We start from the raw sequence: 17,939 nt of genomic DNA, 5'->3' as shown, positions 1-17,939 counted from the left end.
GGCGTGAGGGGGAATATTTACAATCTTTGTACTGATAGATGAGAACGTGAAAAAGTACCTGTTTCTGCTCAGAAGCTGAGGAAACAGATACTTTTTCTTCCTTTCACTTTGTGAATACTACATACCACGTCTTGCGCGAAGAAAACGGTATATCCCATATAGAATAGACCCAAGTGCAAGGAAAGGAAGTGCATAAGCGAAACCTACAACAAGATAATTTAAAGTATTCCAAAGAAAACTGATCGTTTTTAGTGTCGCATCTTTGGCAGCCTGCCAGGTCTTTGCCCAGGATATCAGTTGCCAGGGATCCTCGCTATTCACAGCAAGAGAGTTGGTTTGGAGATTCAGCTGAACCGTGGAATAGATCACTTCATGATCCCAAAGTTTAAGCTGTCCTTTGAGTTGCTCGATCTGGGCTCGAATGTTGCCTAAGGCGTTTTCAACTTTCAAGATATCGTCTAAATTCTTCGCATCCTTGAAGAGCTCAAGGTAGCGCTGCTCTTGAGCTTCCCAATTCCGTAAGCGAGTTTCGGCATCATAATATTGAGAAGTGATATCGTTGGCAGTTGTTTGTTGGTTGAGGATTTTTCCTAGTCCCGGAAGTAAGGTCTGAAATCCTTCTAGTTGGTTCGCGGGGACTTTGAGCGCGATATGAGCGCTATCATTAGCGGTTGAACTATCCAACTGAGACTCGGCGACATATCCCCCCATTTTCTTGATGTCTTGAGTTATGCTAGCCATTACTTCATTTACATCTTCAACTTGTAAGGAAATATTGATGTCATACGTGATTTTATGTGCTAAATCAGGATTTGCCACTGAAGGTTCTGGAGGTGAAGAGATATTCTGCTCTGGGGCCCCCGCTGCGTGGTTATAAGCTGCATCAGCTGTTGAGCTAAGCGATTCATTAGATTTAGCTAATTCCCTCTGCCCTGACGATTGTACTGGAGCTGATTGAGTCATAGTTTCAGTGGCATTCTTTTGTTGTGGTAAAGTTCCGAAGAAAGAAGGAAGACCTCCTTTGCCAATCCATACCAGTAGGATTACAACCACTAAGGGCAATGCAATTTGCCAAGCCCGCTGCTTCCAAAGTAATTTAAAAAATCGGCTGTCTTCGAGTAGAGAGCTATCCCTCGCCCTTTTTGAAAAGGAAAGTTCAGTATCGGCAAAAGGCTCGTTAGGCGATTTCTCTCCCTGCTCTTGAATTCGGTTTAACGTGAGTTGTTTAATTCGTTCTTTTTGGTCAAGACTAGGATTGATTTTTTGGAAGAAGAGCTTCATTCGTTCTGAGTCACCCTCCTCACCCCAGAGAGCAATTACATCTATTTTCTTCATTAGCGTTTACCCCCTGCATGATCCATTCGGTAATGTTTGCAAAAACTCTTTTTGGCTCGATACAGGAGGCTGTCAACGGCTTGCTGCGTAATACCGAGTGTTTGTGATACTTCAGCGGCACTGAATCCTTCGATGAGACGCAGCTGAATGACAGCAACCTGAGGTTCAGACATTTTTGCTAGGGTTTCACTGATACTGAGCAGGGTTGTTAGTAGTTCGCTTTGATCTTCTGCGACTGGGCTGTTCATGAGATCGTGACTCAGGGAAATTACGGGCAGCCCTTTTCCTCGGTTCATCCGATAATAATCAGCAATTTGATGGTAAGCGATGCGCAAAGCCCAGGATTTAAGTGAAGCATTTCCTTTGAAGCCGGGTAAGGCACACCAGACTTTGGTCAAAATTTCAGCGGTAACATCTTCAACGTCATGAGTTGGGACGCGTAAGCGTACGAAACGGTAAACTAAGGGTAAAAGGTTTTCATAAATCTGATCAAAGGAGTCTGTATCCACGTTTGCGCTTATCCTCCTCTCCCTCTTCGACACACCTAAGTGTATTGACGGATTAACTATTGAAAAACTGACGGAATAAAGGATCATGGAGTAATTAAACAGTAGATCCATCAATTAAGACTTATTCAGGAAGTTTTGTGGAAAATCCTTTAAAAAGAAAAATACCCGGGCTTGGGCTCGGATATTTTCATTTAACTTTGGAGGTTTAGATGTGATGTTACTTTAGAGTAAAGGCGAAAGAAGACTCGCGTTTGATTCTTTCATTTTTAACCAAAGGCTGCGTTGGCTAAATTCTTCATAATGGATGAGTACGCTTTCTTGTAAATCTTGATGAAAATCAAAATTTAAACGCTCAGCAATTTCTGAACTATATATCAGAGCACTAAGCTCAAAGTCAATTTGAAAACTTCGAATGTCAAAGTTTGCAGATCCGACGATGCTTACTTGTCGGTCAACGATCAGAATTTTGCAGTGGAGAATTCCTTTTTGATAACGATAAATTTGAACACCTACTTTCAATAGTTCTTCAAAATAAGAAGCTGAAGCCAGGTACGAAAGTTGATGATCAGGTTTGCCCTGAACTAGAAGGATAACCTTCAAACCGCTGAGGGCAGCCGATTTAAGGGCCATCGTCATACTCTCATCGGGAATAAAATAAGGAGTTGCGAGGAAGATCTCTTTCTTAGCGGTCGCCAGAATTGTAAAAAAGAGCTCTTTCATGGGTTCTTGTTGGGAGTCTGGACCTCCAGCGAGAATTTGCGTCAGAATTCCCTCCTTAACTTCTAAGCGGGGATAAAAACTCTGACCTTGTAACTCCTGTTGGGTTAAAAAGTACCAATCATTTAAGAAAGTTGCTTGCATCGTTTGCACGCTTTCTCCTTCAATACGCAAATGGGTATCCCGCCAAAAACCGAGCTTGGGATCTCTAGATAAATATTCATCTCCAATGTTCAGACCACCGAGGTAGCCAATCTTTCCGTCAATCACGACACATTTGCGATGATTTCGGTAATTTAGCGTTCCAAAGAGACGAGGAAATTTTAACGGGAAAAACAAGCTAACCATAATACTCGCGCACCGCATTTTCTCGATAAAGGAAGCAGGTAAGGTATGGCTGCCGAGTCCATCAAGAATAACGCGAACCTCAACTCCTGCCTTAGCTTTGCGAATCAGTAGATTTTGAAGTTGCGTACCGATGTCGTCATCACGGAAAATATAATATTCCAGATTAATATGATCCTGAGCGTTCTCTAAGTCCTCAAACAGAGCTGCAAATTTCTCCTCCCCATTGGTCAAAACGCGGATATCATTGTTTCGAGATAAGGGGGCCCTACCACTTTTTAAAGTTAGGCGAGCTAGGCGCTTACTTCCTTCAGCGTGTTCTTTAAAAAAAACATCGTGATCAGTGAACAATAATTCTTGTTTTTGCGTAATTTCCTTTAAAGAACTAGACGGGAGATGTTTTCGTTTAAACAATTTTCGTCGATGCCCAGAATAGCCCAGGATGAAATAGAGTACCCCACCGAAAAAGGGCCAAAGAGCAAAAATAGCTAGCCATGAAACTATTTTCTTTGGATTACTGTTTTCCATCAGGATAATGATTTGTGCGCATAAGTTACCTAGAGCTACTAGTAATACAACAATTAAAATCCAAATCAACAGTCTCAACTCCTGCTTTTTCGAAGATTGGATATGGTGATGATTAGTATACGCAAAAGGCGATAGCTTCATTGCGAAGCTATCGCCTTTTGCGTTAATTTGTATTAATTAACTTATTTATTAATGGAATCTTGTGTCTTTTTCCGCCCCCAGGTAAAATACCCCACAATCATGGCGGTTAAGATCAAGAATCCCGGGTGAATCGGTGTTAAGAACATTAAAGCGAGCGCTCCAACCGCAATTCCCCAGGCAACATGAGAATTTTTGGGGAACGCTTTTTTGCCGAGATCATAGGCCGATTGAGCGATCAGAACCACAACAACTGGACGAACTGCTGTGAGCGCTGCATTCAATATAGGGTTATTTGAGTACCGGATGAGCAAATCTCCCAGTAGAATCGTAATGAGCAAGGTCGGGAGAATCGTTCCTGTTAGAGTAGCTAAAACCCCTAGCCAGCCTGCGACCCGATAGCCGATATAGCTGGCCATTTTGGTAGCGATCGGTCCCGGGAGCGAGTTCCCAACGGCTAAAGCATCAGCAAATTCTTCATCCGTCATCCATTGATAACGGCTAACGACTTCTTTTTGAATTAATGGGATAACGGCTGGTCCGCCCCCGAAGCTAAGGTTTGACGCCCTTGTAAAGGCGATGAATAGATTCCAGACGTCTTTTGACATGCTTAATCCCTCCTATCTCGATTAAGGAATAGATCCAATTAACGAAATACCAAAATGCCGAAAAGCATAGACAGAACAATAATAATTCCCGGATGAAGTTTTAATCTAAAAAGTGCAAATAACGTAAAGAGTGCGATCAATAAGCTATAGACATTAAGAGAGACATTCATCCCCATATCAAAGGCAGTTTTAGCGACGAGCACTACAACAACAGGACGTACCCCTTTGAGCATCCCTTTGAGTACGGGAGAATTCATATGTTTCATTAAGAAGCTTGTTAATAAAATAACGGCGAACGTAGTTAACCCGATCGTCCCCAGTAAAGCGACGAGTACGCCTAACCATCCGGAAACATGATAGCCGACATAGCCGGCTAAAAGTGTTGCGATTGGGCCCGGCAATGAGGTTGAGATGGCTAGTCCATCTGAAAATTGAGAAGGTGTCATCCAATGATAGCGGGATAATGTTTCCGCTTGAACAAGGGGGATAATTGCAGGCCCGCCTCCAAAAGCGAGGTTGCTCGCTCGGAAAAAACCAATGAATAAATCCCATAGTTGCGTCAAGTTCCTCAACTCCTGTCTTGATCTCGATCGTGTTGTGCATTATGAAACGAAGTTTTGCATAGTGAATATTATAGCAGAGAGTCTTAGGGTTGAGAATACTGAAAATTAAAGTTCGCGATTAGAAAGGACAGAATAAAACGGTCGGGAGAATTCTCCTAACCGTTTCAGGCGTGATACTTATGGATTTGATGTCAGGCTGTTAAGATTATGGTTGTAATTTAGGCTTGCGTGTTATACATGCCATGGGCTTGCATGTAATTGTATAGGTCTTCCCCATGTTGTTGTTCTTCCTTCTGAATATGGTTTAAGGCCTGACGGATGTTAGAATCGCGGCACTCAAAAATCGAGGTATCATAGGTCCCTGAAATGTATTTTTCCGTGGTGAGCATGTCGTTGGCCATGGTAGCATCATCCTGATTATAGCCTTTACTACTGGTTGGGGATTGGAGGCCGCTCATTTGATTTTGTTGAACTTGCCCCTGCGCTTGTTGACCTTGATTTATGCTGGGGGCCTGTCCACTTAAGATTTGACCGAGGGTGTCATAATGTTGTTGTTCATGGGAAGCATGGGTTTGAAACAACTGTTTGAGTTGAGGACATTGCGTTTCATTGGCATACTTGTTGTATTTCTGAATACATAACTGTTCATGATTCTGTTGATCCTGGAGCAACATTCTTTCTTTTTGATTGAGTTGTACTGGCATAAGAGCACCTCCTTGTATAATATTTATAGTGTTGTGCGAAGGTAGAAAGTTTATTCATCGAATTAAGATAGGATGAAACATTTTATGGTACCTTACGTAGTTATAGGTAAAGGAGGCGAAGACGTATGAAACGATTGTATCGGTCAAGCCAAAATAAAATGTTAGGTGGAGTGTGTTCAGGATTAGGCGAATACTTTGATTTAGATCCTACGTTGATTCGCTTAGCGATGATTATTGCAGTTTTTGGAGCGGGTGTCGGTTTATTGGCTTATCTAGTGGCCTGGGTGCTTATACCAATTGAACCGTAATACATGAGTAATAAATCTCTCTTTCGTCTAAACTAACAAGGCAAGATTACAACGCAAAGCGGAAGTGATTCACCACTCTGGAGGGATTCTATGTTTAATTTATCGGAGGAGGATCAGAATAAAGTCCTCCAGAATTTTAAAAAAGTAGTAGATAAAGAGAATGCAGCGCTCATTAATAAAAATTTGTATTATCATTTAAATCTAAATTGCAATTTTATCGCTAATTTCAACTTAGAAGGCTTCCGAGAAGCCTATAGCGGTGAGAATTTTAAGGACTTTAGCGATCAGTTTAACCGGGATTCACCAGCAAGCCAATGGCTTTATGCACCGGAAATTAGTGAGCAGTATGATGGTCTGAATCAGGCTATGGCGGATTATGTGAGTGTTAAATTAGCGCAAACTACAGAACCGCAGAAACTCCATTGAAGATATTATAAGAACCTCACTTTTCTTTTGAAGTGAGGCTCTTATTTCTAGAGCTCTTTAAATTTTACCCGAAAATCATTGACGACTTCTTCGAAATTTGTAATTCCTTCATTTTGGAGCATTCGTCCGTAATTTGCATGTTTAGCATTGGCATCGATGACGGTGTTCCAAAAATATTGAATCATTTTTTGAGCATCTCGTTGTTTGAGGCGTAGCCGCAGACCGCGTGTCGCCTTTTTTAAACGCTCAGAGGTGGTTGATGAATTAAGAATAGGCGCAAACATTCGCGCTTCCAAAAAGTCTAGAATCTCGTCTTCTTTAGTCATCGTAACCCTCCCACTTTCGAGAAGTATTTTACTAAAGCGTATGAGACAAGATTTCTGACTATGAATGGAAATTCGTGGATTCTAAAAAGCTACTATGAGCCCAGCTTTTCCAGCATATGTTGCAATCGTGGACCCCATTTCATTAATCAAGATATCTTTAGGATGGTAGCGCTTTTGAATTTCTGAAGCAAGAAAGGAAGCATCTTCAATATTATTTACATGCGTGATGCCGACGACCCGATCAGAGAAATCAGTACAGCGCTCCCCGACTAAATCCAACAGATGCTGTAGTGAATGCCGATGACCATGGATTTTTTCGAGAAATTCAGCACTTCCGTCTACATTGTGGAGCATGACTTTAATATTCAATAATTTGGCCAGGGAGCCTTGAAAACGGCTAAGACGCCCACCCTTCACGATGTTTTCTAAGGAGTCGAGCCGAATCAGGAATTTCATTTCCTGGCGATATTTTTCCAGTTTACTCAAAATATTTTCCAGACTTGCTCCGTTTATTCCCATTTCAGCGGCCATTAAAACTTGTAAGCCATGCCCTAGAGAACCAGCTAAGGAATCGAAAACGGTAACATGGCTATTCCTTGAGAGCTCTTTACCTAGGCAAGCGGATTGGAAAGAACCACTTAACTTCGAAGAGATAGTTAAACATAAGGTTTCACCCGCATCAATAAATTGTTCGAATAGCTCAGAAAAACGATTTGGAGCAGGCTGGGAAGTCTTGGGAAGTTCCGGAGAAGAAAACATTTTTTGATAAAATTCTTGAGGGGCTAGATCGATCCCTTCTTCATATTCTTGGCCATCAATTTGTACAGTCATGGGTACAACTCGAATCATATATTTCTCGATTAAGGAGTTTGGAATATCAGAAGAACTATCCGTAATGATATGGATCATGGAAGCTTCGCTCTCTTTCTCTTGAGAATAAACTAATCTAATGCTAACACCTTCAATTAGAACTGGCAAATCAGGTGTTCTTACTTCTGCAGTAAGAACATTTTATAATAAAGTCCTTGTTGTCTCAGAAGCTCAGTATGATTACCTCGTTCAACGATTTGTCCACGATGAAGGACGAGGATTAAGTCTGCATCTTGAATTGTCGAGAGGCGATGAGCGATCGCAATCGTGCTCCGTCCCTGACGCATTTTGTTTAAAGTCGTTTGGATTCCCGCTTCAGTTTCGGTATCAACACTTGCTGTTGCTTCATCAAGAATTAAGACTTTAGGTTTGCCCGCCATGGTACGAGCGAAGCAAAGAAGCTGGCGTTGTCCACTGGAGAATGTGGCTCCCCGTTCACCGACGTGTTCTTCATATCCTAGTGGGAGTTTTTCGATAAATATATCTGCTTGGACAAAGCGTGCTGCTTCACGGATATCTTCTGGAGTAATCTCTGGCCGATCGAGACGGATATTTTGGGCGACATCACCGACGAAAAGGAACGGATCCTGGGCGACAAGTCCAATTTTGGAACGAAGCTCTTCCTCCGAGTAGGCCATCAGCGGTATACCATCAATCAGAATTTCTCCCTGGTTGAGAGGATAAAAACGCATTAAGAGATTGGAGATCGTACTCTTCCCGCTACCGGTATGTCCAACGAGTGCGACTGTCTGCCCCGGCTCGACGGTAAAGGAGATATTTCTGAGGACTTCTGTCACACCGTCATAGGAGAAGCTAACGTTACGAAATTCTATTTTGCCTTCTTCAATTATCGGTATATCACCTCCCTGCCCTGGCGCAAGCCGCTCCTCGTCAATTAATCCAAAGACCCGCTCAGCAGCAACTACCGCCTGTTGCAACTGGGAGAGTCGCATCATCATCGTATTGACAGGCTCAAAAAAACGGTCCAAATAATTGATGAAGGCGTAGACAATCCCGATTTCAACTGGACCAGTCAAGGACTGAAGTCCAAAGAAGCTTAGGACGAGAACAAAGGCCAGTGTATAGAGGACGTCAACCGCGGGCCGCATTAAGACAGAGTCGAGTTTTATATTCGAGAGCGCGGACTGATAGTAACCGTCATTGATTTGTCCGAACTCCTGACGAAAGCGTCTTTCCTGATTTATCGCTTGAATGATGCTCATCCCTTGCAAGGTTTCATTAAGTTTTGTATTGAGACGGCTGAGTTCTTTACGAAGCACGCGGTAGACTTGAGAACTGAAGCTACGATAGGTTTGCATCAGAAGTAAAATAAGTGGGAGGAAAATCAGGCAGAGCGTGGCCAAGCGGACATCAAGGACAAACATCGCGATGAAAATACCCAATAGGAAAACGATATTTTGTACATAGGTTGACAGCACACCCAGGTAAAGCTCTTTAATCGCTTCAGTGTCATTGGTGATACGAGAAACAAGTGCTCCCCCTGGTGTCAGGTCAAAGAAACGAAGACCCAGGTACTGAATTTTGCTGAATACTTCAATGCGAATGGATTGAATAATGCTTAGTGCAATCTGGTTAAAAGAGATGAGCTGACAGTAATGAAGCATTGCGGAGAGTAAGACAAGAGCTAGATATCCCCCTCCTAATAGATAAAGCGCAGTGGAATCAAAGATACGAGGCGTTAAATAGTGGTCGATAAATATTCTTACAAGGACGGGCCCGGTTACATCGGCAGTTGTAGCGAGCAAAAGAATACTGAAGGCGTAGATCAAGGGCTTAATATGGGGTCTCAAGTAACGGAGTAAACGGATAATTACAGCTCGCTGGTTTTTGAGAGGCCGAGTCGTGAAGTCTTCCTCTGGATCAGGAAAGGTATCCATTCCCATTCAGACTCCCCCCTTCCTCAATTTGATTTTCTAATTGCTGGGCGCGATAAGTTTGAGCATACCAGCCATCGTGTTGAAGAAGTTCACTGTGCGTTCCCTGTTCAAGAATTTTTCCATCCTGCAATATAATAATTTGATCCGCATGTTCAATCGCACTTAAACGATGGGCAGAAATAAGGGTGGTTTTACGCGCACGATTCACACGCAAAGCATCAAGGATCGCCTTTTCGGTTCGAGCATCGACAGCAGACAAAGAATCATCGAGAATCAGGATCTCGGGGTCCAGCAAGAGTGCGCGGGCGATCGATATTCTTTGTTTTTGTCCGCCGGAGAGAGTTACCCCGCGATCGCCAACGAGAGTAGCATATCCTTGCTTGAAGCGTTCGATGTCTTCATGGATAGAAGCGAGACGTGATGCTTCTTTAATTTCTTCTAGGCTAGCCTTGGGTCTCCCGAGTGCGATATTTTCCGCTAGCGTTGTCGAGAAGAGGAAATGCTCCTGCGGAACATACCCGATTGCGGAACGTAGGAATAAAAGCGGGATTTGAGTTATCCGCTCTTCGCCGATTTGAAGGGTACCATCAATCCCATCAAATTCACGCATGAGCAGGCGGAAAAGTGTAGTTTTTCCGCTTCCAGTTTTCCCTGCTATGCCAAGGGTCTGCCCCTTCTGAAGCGTAAAATGGATATCTTGAAGGGCAGGTTGAGTTTGTTCTGGATAATAAAATGAGTTAATTGAGTAGGTTAGATTCCCACTGGGAACAGGATAGCTGCCGGAAGCTTCTGAAACCTCGATATCTTTAACCGCAGGTTCAATTTCGAGCAAAGACCTTACTCGGTCATAAGAGGCCCTTCCTCTTTCGACGATGTTGAAAAGCCAGCCGAAGGCCAGCATTGGCCAAATAAACTGCCCGAGGTATAAAGTGAACTGAGTGAGTTGTCCGATAGTAAGTCGATTGTGAATCACATCCTGGGCACCAAAAGCGATGGCCAAAAAATAGGAAAAACCCACAATTAACATGATAGTTGGATCAAATAAAGAATCAACTTTGGCAACAGACATGTTCTTAGCAACAACCTCTGCGGAAAGTTTGACGAAGGAATGGATTTCTGCTTTTTCTTGGCCAAACGCTTTAATTACACGAACCCCAGAGATGTTTTCCTGAACTTTATCATTTAAAGTGCTGAAGGCTTCCTGAGCCTTGAAAAAACGATTATGTAGGAGTGTCCCATAATGACTGGTAGCCCAAGCCATTATAGGCATCGGAGCAAGCGTAATCAAGGTGAGTTTCCAACTCAAAAAATAGGCCATTGAAAAAATGACCAGACCTCCAGTTATTAAAGAATCCACTAACGTTAGAACGCCCTGACCTGCCGTCATCTCGATCGCTTGGATGTCATTGGTGGCATGAGCCATTAAATCCCCAGTGCGATGTTTGTGGTAGAAGGTAGGTGACATACGGGTAAAATGTTCAAATAGCTGATTGCGCAGCAAGCGGCTCAGACGGATAGAAGCCCCGAAGATCATGAGGCGCCATAAATAGCGTAGGACATATATGAGCACCCCACTGATTAAAAGGGAGATCATCCAGGGCCAGAGCAAGCCCAGTGTGAGAGTTTTTGAACTAATTTCATCCACAATTTTACGTACCACATACGGAGGGTAAAGGTTGATGATAGCAACCAGGATCAGTAGGAAAATCCCCGTAAAGTAGCTTTTTTTTTCAAGTTTAAAGAACCAGAGCAAATCTAAAAACAAACGCATATAAATCCTTTCGTCAGTTCAGGGACTAGACCCCCTAAAAGGAGGAATTTAAGCGGTTGCAGCTATCTATGGGGTCCGAACTGAATTTGAAGGTCGACAATTTCGGGTTGATTACCAATTCTGATAGGTGGTCCCCAGGTTCCATACCCATCTGAGACGATCAAATGAAAGGAATCTTTTTCTAAGAGTCCCCAGTCCTTCTCGAAAATTCGTTGAGTGATCCATTGAACGGGCCAGAGTTGACCGTGGTGAGTATGCCCCGATAGCTGAAGATCCACTCCGGCCTGTTCGGGTTCCTCTAAGTGGGAAGGCTGATGATCGAGTACTACGATTGGAAGTTGAGAATTGGAATCTTTAAGAAGGGCCTGCAAATCCGCCCGTTTCTGACCGTTAATACTTGATTTACTGAGGTCATCTCGACCGACTAGGTTAAAGCTACCAGCGATCTCGATCGTTTGATCACGAAGCACCTTAATACCCGCTTCTTCTAAATAATGAATCACTTCCTCCGCGTGCCCGCCGATATATTCATGATTTCCGAGAACGGCATAAATCCCGTAGGGAGCCTTCAAAGATTGAAACGGTACGGCCATTTTCTGCTCGACAAAGACTTCGCCATTCTCATCAAAGACATCACCCGCAAACACGATTATATCCGGTTTGAGGGCATTAACCCGTGTAATTAGGCCGTTTAGCGTTTTATTCTGATTAATTGTTCCTAGATGAATATCAGAAACCATCACCATATGAAGGTTTTCTAAGTTCCCGGCTGTTTTATTAATCCGAAGATCATAATGTTGAATTCGCGGATTTTGCGCATTCCAAGTTCCATAAGCCAAGAGGCTGGTAAGGGCGACGAGAACGACTAGACTAAGGGCAACCTGAAAGGTTGGGCGCATTTCTAAGGTAGTAGGAATAATATGAACGAATTGGTTAACCCTCTTTAAAGTTTCCCAAAAAAGGAGAAACAAAATTAGATAAAACATGGCGGCCAGCCAATAGGCCCCAATATAAGCAATGACACGGTTTAAATTGGCGGGAAGATACTTTTGAATAAGGCGTCCGAGTATGTAGAAAAATGCAATTAAAAAGAAGAAAATCCAGTAATATGGACGCCAACTAGCGGCATGTGGTAGATATTTAAACAACCCCTGCCAGGCGCGAAGCCCAATCCAATAGTTTACTCCCCCATAAAGGAGGACAACGATCAGGATAGCGATAACAAACAATATGGTTCTCTTCCCTTTCTCCAACTAGCTACTTATTTATTTATTTATGGTAGCGTAGTGTCAATTTTAACTGATCTTATCCATCATATTATCATATTTCAGCTAAAACAAGCTGTAATTCTGGTTAACGAATCTAAATAGGCCTTGAGTTATGCTCAAAGCCTATCTAGAGATTTTTTTACTGATAAGATTAATGATTTAAGTACGCTCCTTAGAATCCGTCTGTCCAATCTTATCATTATCGGGGGTATCAAAGGGTGGAGTTTTATCATAATGTTCTACCGTTTTTTTCTTTTGAACGTCAACGATTCTATTTTTTTCTTTCGGCTTAGACATATAAAACCTCCCCTTTCATGGTCTTCTTAGAATTCCCTGGATCTAAGTATTTATCCCATAATGGAGGGTGACATTATGTATTTCTCTTTCCCTTTGACTATCTGTGCGGAGCTTGCTATCTTTAATGGAGGAACTTGTGGAAACGTGATTTGCCAAAATCTTAGTAAAACGACAGGAGGAGTTTAATTATGGCCTTACCCCCCTTTCTGAAAGCACTGGAACAAAATGATCCCGAATTTGCCCAAGCCATTGAAAAAATTGTAGGACTATCCATGAGTGAAGGAGCGCTTGATCCGAAAACAAAAATGCTCATTGCCTTGGCTCTTGACGCCGCTCATGGAGCAGACCAAGGTGTTGCTTCCCTAGCGCTTCAGGCACGGCAAATGGGTGTATCTGATCAGGAAATCGCCGAGGCTTTACGCCTGGTCTATTTCGCCTCTGGCAATTCTATTCTGATCTCTTCTTTTGCTGCCTTTTCTCAAGAAGGTTAGAAAATGCTAGTTGTCAACATAGTACTCCTTGTGTGGAACCTGGTTACATGCTTGTTAATGGGAATAGATAAGCACCGCGCCAAGAATAACAGTTGGCGAATTCCCGAAGTGCGACTTTTGAGTGTAGCATTGCTTGGAGGAGCCCTAGGAATTTTCGTAGGGATGCAAATTTTTCATCATAAAACGAAGCATCCCAAATTTACGGTTGGTATACCCCTGCTACTCCTTATCAACGTACTTCTGTATTACGGTCTTTGGAAGTTCTTTCGATAGAAGCACTCGTGATAAAATCCCTGGAAGTATTATTTACCCAGGGATTTTGCTATGTCAAGCTTTCTTAAGGCTTCCCAGATTATAGATCCGTTTTAAGCGTCGAGCAGCCCACCGCATTTCAGTAGCGACGACTGCAACCTCCATCATCGCACGTAAGTAGAAAACACCGCTGACTTCACGTTGCCAGGCATCCATAGCTTCATCGAATTGAGCCCAGTATTCGAGGTTATCCGCTTTCGAAATCGTGGAAGAATGGGGTTTATAAATATTATCGCAAATCATCTTGGTTAAAGTCTCCAAATGTTCGTCACCTAAAAGAAGAACATCTAGCAGGTGCTGAAAGGTTGGGCTGATTTCTTCTTCAAACAACAGGGGTGAGTCTGGTGAGAGCCGCCGTTTGACGCGCTGATACGTCATCTCTTCGATATTTTGCCCACGTTCTACGAAGCCCTGGCATATCTCAATAAGCTTTTCGACAAGACGCTCATTTTCTCCGGGTAAAAATTCATCCCGTGCATGTTCATGAATTTCAATAATTTCTTCTATCCGCGTTTCCAGTTTCTGAATATCGGTTTTTTCATAGTTTTTCATATAAGTAGCTTGGACAAAAACACGCATGCTTTGGATAAAGTAAGTAGCGGAATCTAGAAATAGAGTCGGAAGCTTTTCAAAGAGAGAATCTTTATACCGCGGTGGCGCTAACACACGGTTCGTAATTAACGCCACACCGAGTCCAATAAAAATGCTCAGGGAGCGAGTCCCCGCATGCATCAAAAATTGCTCTGGTGGGGCATCGAGAATAAAAATGATCGAAACGATCCCAGGGGTTATCCCTCCCTCCCAACCAAGCTGGTTAGCAATCATGATAATGAAAATAACCGCTAAACCAATTCCTAAGGGGTTGTTCCACTGAAAGAGACCCAGAAACGTAGCTAGAATGACACCTACAATGTGAATTCGGATTTGTTCCCAAGCGTTAGATAAAGCTTTATTAACCGAAGGTAACATATTCACGACAACTGTAATCGCCGCAAAAGCGGCGGGTACGATATTGAAAATTTGACAGATAACTAAGGCAATAGTAACCCCTAGCCCCGTTTTAAAGACTCTTGCCCCAATCGGAATCGCCATAAAAACTCTCCCATATCCTTATTAATTCCCTATTAGAATTAATATTATATCACAATTAAGGCTTAATCTGAACGATTTCGCGGGGTGCCTGACAAAGGTAGCGAGCTCCTTTCTTCCCTTCGACGACTACGGTATCTTCAACTCCGATAGCCCCTTTGCCAGGAAAGACAAATTTGGGCTCAATCGCAATCGTCATACCGGGCTGAAGAACTTCTTTAGCTCCCTTGCTTATGGTCGGTAGTTCATCAAGCTCAAGTCCGATACCATGACCCACAAATTTAACCTGTGTTGGACCAAAACCCATGAAGTTTTCTGCGTAAGGAGTTTCATTTTGAACCCATAGAAGTATTTCCTCATAGACTTCTTCTGCGGTTCGCCCTGGGACGAGGGCCTGACGGGTCTTTTCTTCAACTAGAAGCGAGCTTTCATAGGCTGTCCGGAATGCCCCTGAAAGTTCACCTATAACTAAAATTCGGGTCGTATCAATCTGATAACCTTCCTTAACCATGACCAAATCCATAATAATCGGTTCCCCGGTTACGATTTGAGTGTGCGAAGAACCTAGGGGATGCGTATATGAAGCACCTAACCCTCCGAGTGGCCCGTCAAAATAACTGGGGAGCGCTGCTCGAGGGCCGGAGCTGACTTGACCATAATGGAACTCTGAACCAAAGCCTCGGACCCTGACCATTGTCTCATGACCTAGCGTTCGGGCTTTAAGTTCAAGTAAACCATCTAACTCAACTTCACTCATACCAGGATGCAAAATAGTGGACACGTAATCATAAAGAGCAGTGTAGATTTTGCCCGTTTCTGCGATTCGGGCAATTTCCCAATTAGACTTAATAGCTCTGAACAGACGCAATGGATAAGCAATATCAACAAATTGGGTCTCGACAAAGGCCTTACCATAACGCTGATAGTTTGCTACGGGTAGAACGTCAAACTCCAGACCGAGAACTTTGGGATACTTTCGATTCGAAGCAGCAAGCAATTGCGGGATTTTTGAAATCCCGGTTAAAGGAACGATCTCCCAAGGGCATTCCTCTTGCGCGCGCTGGATATCGCGATAGGCCATAACCAAAGGTTCGCCTATCGCGGGAATATACACATGTACATTTTGAGCGGTTCCGCTAAAATATAAGGTATCCGCGCGTTGAACAAGTAAGGTACCTTCAATGTTTTTGCTTTGGAGAATTCTCTGAAAGCCAAGCCATCTTCTTTTTAATTCTTCAATTGGAACCATGCTCATATCCTCCTCATTAACATATAGATACATTTACCTTATTTAGTTTAGATAGAGAATAGAGAGAATAAAAGACATCCTTCACTCATTAATCGAATAAAAGAGGGAGTTTAAACTCCCTCTTACAAGAAGCAGGTCTAAAATTCTGGCCGAGAGAGTTTCCTTATTCCCCGCGGAAATTCGCTTGACGTTTTTCAAGAAAAGCTGAACACCCTTCTTTTTGATCCTGAGTACTAAAGAGTTGTCCGAAGACTTCAGCTTCATAATCTTGACCTGTTACAATATCCATGTTTTGACCTTTCTGAATTGCGCTCTTCGTAAGCTGAACACCGCTAGGAGCACGGGAGGATATTTTTTGAGCGAGTGTGAGTGCTTGGCTCATTAAATCCTCTTGCGTATAAACACGATTCACAAGGCCAATTCGATACGCTTCTTGAGCGTCCAGTATATCCCCTGTGAACAGAATTTCACTAGCTCTCCCACTACCAACTAAACGCGCTAAACGTTGTGTTCCCCCGAAGCCTGCCAAGAGTCCTAAGGTGACTTCAGGTTGACCAAATTTAGCCTTTTCACCGGCAAGACGTAAATCACAGGCCATTGTTAACTCAGTGCCTCCCCCAAGCGCAAATCCATTAATGACGGCGATGACGGGTTGAGGTAAATTCTCGATTTGATTCATGACGCGATGACCTAATTGACTAAATCGTCTTGCTTGCTGAGTATTCATATCGCGCATTTCAGCGATATCTGCTCCTGCCACGAAGGCTTTTTCTCCACCACCAGTAAGAAGTACAACCCGAACACTCGCATCCTGAGCGATCTGGGAAAAAGCCTCGGAAAGCTCATGTAAGGTTGCGGTATTTAAAGCATTTAAAGCCTTAGGCCGGTTGATTTTCAAAATTGCGATATGATCTTGATACTCGAGGATAAGATTTTCATACTCCATTTTGGAATGCCTCCTTTTACAAAAAGCTTTGTGCTTATCGCTCCACGATCATGGCAATTCCTTGGCCACCGCCAATACAGAGAGTGGCGAGACCACGATGAGCGTCGCGTTTTCCCATCTCATGGATTAAAGTCACCAGAATACGTGCACCAGATGCTCCAATGGGGTGACCAAGTGCAACTGCTCCTCCATTGACATTCGTCTTCTCAATATCAAGATGCAATTCGTTAGTCACTTCTTGTGCTTGAGCAGCGAAGGCTTCATTGGCTTCGACAAGATCGATATCTTCAATCTTAAGGCCTGCTTTGGCCATCGCTTTGCGAGAAGCCGGAATTGGACCTGTCCCCATGATTAAAGGATCAACGCCAGCGGAAGCCCAGGAAGTGATCTTGGCAAGTACTGGTAAGCCGAGTTCCTCAGCTTTATCTTTGGACATTACGACAAATGCAGCTGCACCATCATTGATACCGGAAGCATTACCTGCTGTAACTGTTCCGTCTTTTTTAAAAGCAGGGCGCAATTGAGCGAGTGATTGAGGAGTTGTGCCAAACCGCGGGAATTCATCTTGACTGATAACGATGGGGTCACCTTTTCTTTGGGGAACCGAAACAGGAACAATTTCATTAGTAAATCTGCCCGATTTAATAGCTGCTTCAGCCCGGTTCTGACTGCGAGCAGAAAGCGCATCTTGTTGCTCACGGGTAATCCCAAATTTTTCGGAGATATTTTCAGCTGTTATACCCATATGAATATTGTGGAACGCATCAGTTAATCCATCATTGATCATGGTGTCCACCAAAGTATCATTGCCCATACGATAGCCAGTGCGGGCTTTAGGTAGCGCAAAAGCTGCTGCAGACATACTTTCCATTCCGCCAGCGACTATAACCTCAGCATCCCCTGAGATAATAGCTTGAGCGGCGCAAACGACAGCTTTTAGTCCAGATCCGCAAACTTTACTCACGGTCCAAGCTGGAACTTCGATCGGTAGACCTGCATTAACAGCAGCCTGGCGAGCAGGATTTTGTCCCATAGCTGCGCTTAATACATTTCCCATGATTACTTCCTCAACTTGCTCCGGTTTTATACCTGCCCTTTGAACGGCTTCTTTAATAACAATAGAGCCAAGCTGTGCACCCGTAAGTTGGCCCATCTTGCCACCAAATGCACCGACAGGTGTTCTCACTGCACTAACGATTACTACATCTTTCATGACTATTACCTCACTTTGTATAACTTTT

Annotated in this window: 20 protein-coding genes; 4 read left to right on the top strand and 16 right to left on the bottom strand. The window is 43.3% G+C overall.

The window, feature by feature from the left end:
- Positions 1 to 117 precede the first annotated feature (117 nt).
- From VM640_RS05325 to VM640_RS05300, 6 genes are all read right to left on the bottom strand, one after another.
- Entirely contained in the window at positions 118 to 1,335 is a 1,218-nt protein-coding gene (locus VM640_RS05325) for a DUF4349 domain-containing protein (protein ID WP_325390384.1), read from the bottom strand.
- Complete coding sequence (locus VM640_RS05320) at positions 1,335 to 1,844, bottom strand: RNA polymerase sigma factor (RefSeq protein WP_325390383.1); 510 nt, start codon at positions 1,842 to 1,844, stop codon at positions 1,335 to 1,337. Before VM640_RS05320 ends, VM640_RS05325 begins: the two co-directional genes overlap by 1 nt.
- Positions 1,845 to 2,066: 222 nt before the next feature.
- Positions 2,067 to 3,503 (bottom strand): cardiolipin synthase, encoded by a 1,437-nt coding sequence (gene cls, locus VM640_RS05315; RefSeq protein WP_325390382.1) that lies wholly within the window; start codon positions 3,501 to 3,503, stop codon positions 2,067 to 2,069.
- A gap of 113 nt (positions 3,504 to 3,616) precedes the next feature.
- Complete coding sequence (locus tag VM640_RS05310; protein WP_325390381.1) at positions 3,617 to 4,180, bottom strand: chromate transporter; 564 nt, start codon at positions 4,178 to 4,180, stop codon at positions 3,617 to 3,619.
- 38 nt (positions 4,181 to 4,218) lie between these two features.
- Entirely contained in the window at positions 4,219 to 4,743 is a 525-nt protein-coding gene (locus VM640_RS05305) for a chromate transporter (protein WP_325390380.1), read from the bottom strand.
- A gap of 218 nt (positions 4,744 to 4,961) precedes the next feature.
- Positions 4,962 to 5,447 (bottom strand): spore coat protein, encoded by a 486-nt coding sequence (locus VM640_RS05300; protein WP_325390379.1) that lies wholly within the window; start codon positions 5,445 to 5,447, stop codon positions 4,962 to 4,964.
- Between the two features lie 125 nt (positions 5,448 to 5,572).
- On the opposite strand from VM640_RS05300, the gene VM640_RS05295 reads away from it, so the two are divergent.
- Entirely contained in the window at positions 5,573 to 5,755 is a 183-nt protein-coding gene (locus tag VM640_RS05295) for a PspC domain-containing protein (protein ID WP_325390378.1), read from the top strand.
- A 90-nt stretch (positions 5,756 to 5,845) separates the two neighbouring features.
- Positions 5,846 to 6,181, top strand: coding sequence for a hypothetical protein (locus VM640_RS05290; RefSeq protein ID WP_325390377.1), 336 nt, complete (start codon positions 5,846 to 5,848; stop codon positions 6,179 to 6,181).
- A gap of 47 nt (positions 6,182 to 6,228) precedes the next feature.
- Here the strand turns inward: VM640_RS05290 and VM640_RS05285 are convergent, their stop codons facing one another.
- From VM640_RS05285 to VM640_RS05260, 6 genes are all read right to left on the bottom strand, one after another.
- Positions 6,229 to 6,507, bottom strand: coding sequence for a hypothetical protein (locus VM640_RS05285; protein ID WP_325390376.1), 279 nt, complete (start codon positions 6,505 to 6,507; stop codon positions 6,229 to 6,231).
- An 81-nt stretch (positions 6,508 to 6,588) separates the two neighbouring features.
- Positions 6,589 to 7,485 carry a DegV family protein gene (locus tag VM640_RS05280; RefSeq protein ID WP_325390375.1) on the bottom strand — a complete coding sequence of 299 codons (897 nt, stop codon included), beginning with the start codon at positions 7,483 to 7,485 and terminating at the stop codon, positions 6,589 to 6,591.
- 11 nt (positions 7,486 to 7,496) lie between these two features.
- Positions 7,497 to 9,281 (bottom strand): ABC transporter ATP-binding protein, encoded by a 1,785-nt coding sequence (locus tag VM640_RS05275; protein WP_325390374.1) that lies wholly within the window; start codon positions 9,279 to 9,281, stop codon positions 7,497 to 7,499.
- Positions 9,259 to 11,046, bottom strand: a complete 1,788-nt coding sequence (locus tag VM640_RS05270; RefSeq protein WP_325390373.1) for an ABC transporter transmembrane domain-containing protein — start codon at positions 11,044 to 11,046, stop codon at positions 9,259 to 9,261. The genes VM640_RS05275 and VM640_RS05270 overlap by 23 nt, the downstream gene beginning before the upstream one ends.
- A 62-nt stretch (positions 11,047 to 11,108) precedes the next feature.
- On the bottom strand, positions 11,109 to 12,275 hold the full coding sequence (locus tag VM640_RS05265; RefSeq protein ID WP_325390372.1) for a metallophosphoesterase: 1,167 nt from the start codon (positions 12,273 to 12,275) through the stop codon (positions 11,109 to 11,111).
- 198 nt (positions 12,276 to 12,473) lie between these two features.
- Positions 12,474 to 12,611: a hypothetical protein gene (locus tag VM640_RS05260; RefSeq protein ID WP_325390371.1), complete on the bottom strand. Its 138-nt coding sequence runs from the start codon at positions 12,609 to 12,611 to the stop codon at positions 12,474 to 12,476.
- A 188-nt stretch (positions 12,612 to 12,799) separates the two neighbouring features.
- Here VM640_RS05260 and VM640_RS05255 point away from each other — a divergent pair, with 188 nt between their 5' ends.
- Together VM640_RS05255 and VM640_RS05250 are read left to right on the top strand one after the other, a co-directional pair.
- Positions 12,800 to 13,102 (top strand): carboxymuconolactone decarboxylase family protein, encoded by a 303-nt coding sequence (locus VM640_RS05255; protein ID WP_325390370.1) that lies wholly within the window; start codon positions 12,800 to 12,802, stop codon positions 13,100 to 13,102.
- 3 nt (positions 13,103 to 13,105) lie between these two features.
- Positions 13,106 to 13,375: a DUF1294 domain-containing protein gene (locus VM640_RS05250; protein ID WP_325390369.1), complete on the top strand. Its 270-nt coding sequence runs from the start codon at positions 13,106 to 13,108 to the stop codon at positions 13,373 to 13,375.
- Between the two features lie 54 nt (positions 13,376 to 13,429).
- On the opposite strand, the gene VM640_RS05245 is transcribed toward VM640_RS05250, so the two are convergent.
- The 4 genes from VM640_RS05245 to VM640_RS05230 form a co-directional block, all read right to left on the bottom strand.
- Positions 13,430 to 14,506, bottom strand: a complete 1,077-nt coding sequence (locus VM640_RS05245; RefSeq protein WP_325390368.1) for an FUSC family protein — start codon at positions 14,504 to 14,506, stop codon at positions 13,430 to 13,432.
- A gap of 55 nt (positions 14,507 to 14,561) precedes the next feature.
- Positions 14,562 to 15,752, bottom strand: coding sequence for a Xaa-Pro peptidase family protein (locus tag VM640_RS05240; protein WP_325390367.1), 1,191 nt, complete (start codon positions 15,750 to 15,752; stop codon positions 14,562 to 14,564).
- Between the two features lie 163 nt (positions 15,753 to 15,915).
- Positions 15,916 to 16,698, bottom strand: coding sequence for an enoyl-CoA hydratase-related protein (locus VM640_RS05235; protein WP_325390366.1), 783 nt, complete (start codon positions 16,696 to 16,698; stop codon positions 15,916 to 15,918).
- Positions 16,699 to 16,732: 34 nt separating this feature from the next.
- The gene (locus VM640_RS05230) at positions 16,733 to 17,911 is read right to left on the bottom strand and encodes an acetyl-CoA C-acetyltransferase (protein WP_325390365.1); all 1,179 of its coding nucleotides are present in this window, start codon (positions 17,909 to 17,911) and stop codon (positions 16,733 to 16,735) included.
- Between the last annotated feature and the right edge of the window lie 28 nt (positions 17,912 to 17,939).

The sequence above is a fragment of the Desulfitobacterium sp. genome, assembly GCF_035539115.1.
Classification (GTDB): domain Bacteria; phylum Bacillota; class Desulfitobacteriia; order Desulfitobacteriales; family Desulfitobacteriaceae; genus Desulfitobacterium_A.
The sequence above is the reverse complement of the archived record's forward strand: the minus strand, read 5'-3'. Positions and strand labels throughout refer to the sequence as shown.

What these genes read in the sequence shown, in the direction of transcription:
- VM640_RS05325 (WP_325390384.1), bottom strand. Translation starts at nt 1,335, where the DNA reads ATGAAGAAAATAGATGTAATTGCTCTCTGGGGTGAGGAGGGTGACTCA.
- VM640_RS05310 (WP_325390381.1), bottom strand. Translation starts at nt 4,180, where the DNA reads ATGTCAAAAGACGTCTGGAATCTATTCATCGCCTTTACAAGGGCGTCA.
- VM640_RS05300 (WP_325390379.1), bottom strand. Translation starts at nt 5,447, where the DNA reads ATGCCAGTACAACTCAATCAAAAAGAAAGAATGTTGCTCCAGGATCAA.
- VM640_RS05295 (WP_325390378.1), top strand. Translation starts at nt 5,573, where the DNA reads ATGAAACGATTGTATCGGTCAAGCCAAAATAAAATGTTAGGTGGAGTG.
- VM640_RS05290 (WP_325390377.1), top strand. Translation starts at nt 5,846, where the DNA reads ATGTTTAATTTATCGGAGGAGGATCAGAATAAAGTCCTCCAGAATTTT.
- VM640_RS05285 (WP_325390376.1), bottom strand. Translation starts at nt 6,507, where the DNA reads ATGACTAAAGAAGACGAGATTCTAGACTTTTTGGAAGCGCGAATGTTT.
- VM640_RS05275 (WP_325390374.1), bottom strand. Translation starts at nt 9,281, where the DNA reads ATGGGAATGGATACCTTTCCTGATCCAGAGGAAGACTTCACGACTCGG.
- VM640_RS05270 (WP_325390373.1), bottom strand. Translation starts at nt 11,046, where the DNA reads ATGCGTTTGTTTTTAGATTTGCTCTGGTTCTTTAAACTTGAAAAAAAA.
- VM640_RS05260 (WP_325390371.1), bottom strand. Translation starts at nt 12,611, where the DNA reads ATGTCTAAGCCGAAAGAAAAAAATAGAATCGTTGACGTTCAAAAGAAA.
- VM640_RS05255 (WP_325390370.1), top strand. Translation starts at nt 12,800, where the DNA reads ATGGCCTTACCCCCCTTTCTGAAAGCACTGGAACAAAATGATCCCGAA.
- VM640_RS05250 (WP_325390369.1), top strand. Translation starts at nt 13,106, where the DNA reads ATGCTAGTTGTCAACATAGTACTCCTTGTGTGGAACCTGGTTACATGC.
- VM640_RS05245 (WP_325390368.1), bottom strand. Translation starts at nt 14,506, where the DNA reads ATGGCGATTCCGATTGGGGCAAGAGTCTTTAAAACGGGGCTAGGGGTT.
- VM640_RS05240 (WP_325390367.1), bottom strand. Translation starts at nt 15,752, where the DNA reads ATGGTTCCAATTGAAGAATTAAAAAGAAGATGGCTTGGCTTTCAGAGA.
- VM640_RS05235 (WP_325390366.1), bottom strand. Translation starts at nt 16,698, where the DNA reads ATGGAGTATGAAAATCTTATCCTCGAGTATCAAGATCATATCGCAATT.
- VM640_RS05230 (WP_325390365.1), bottom strand. Translation starts at nt 17,911, where the DNA reads ATGAAAGATGTAGTAATCGTTAGTGCAGTGAGAACACCTGTCGGTGCA.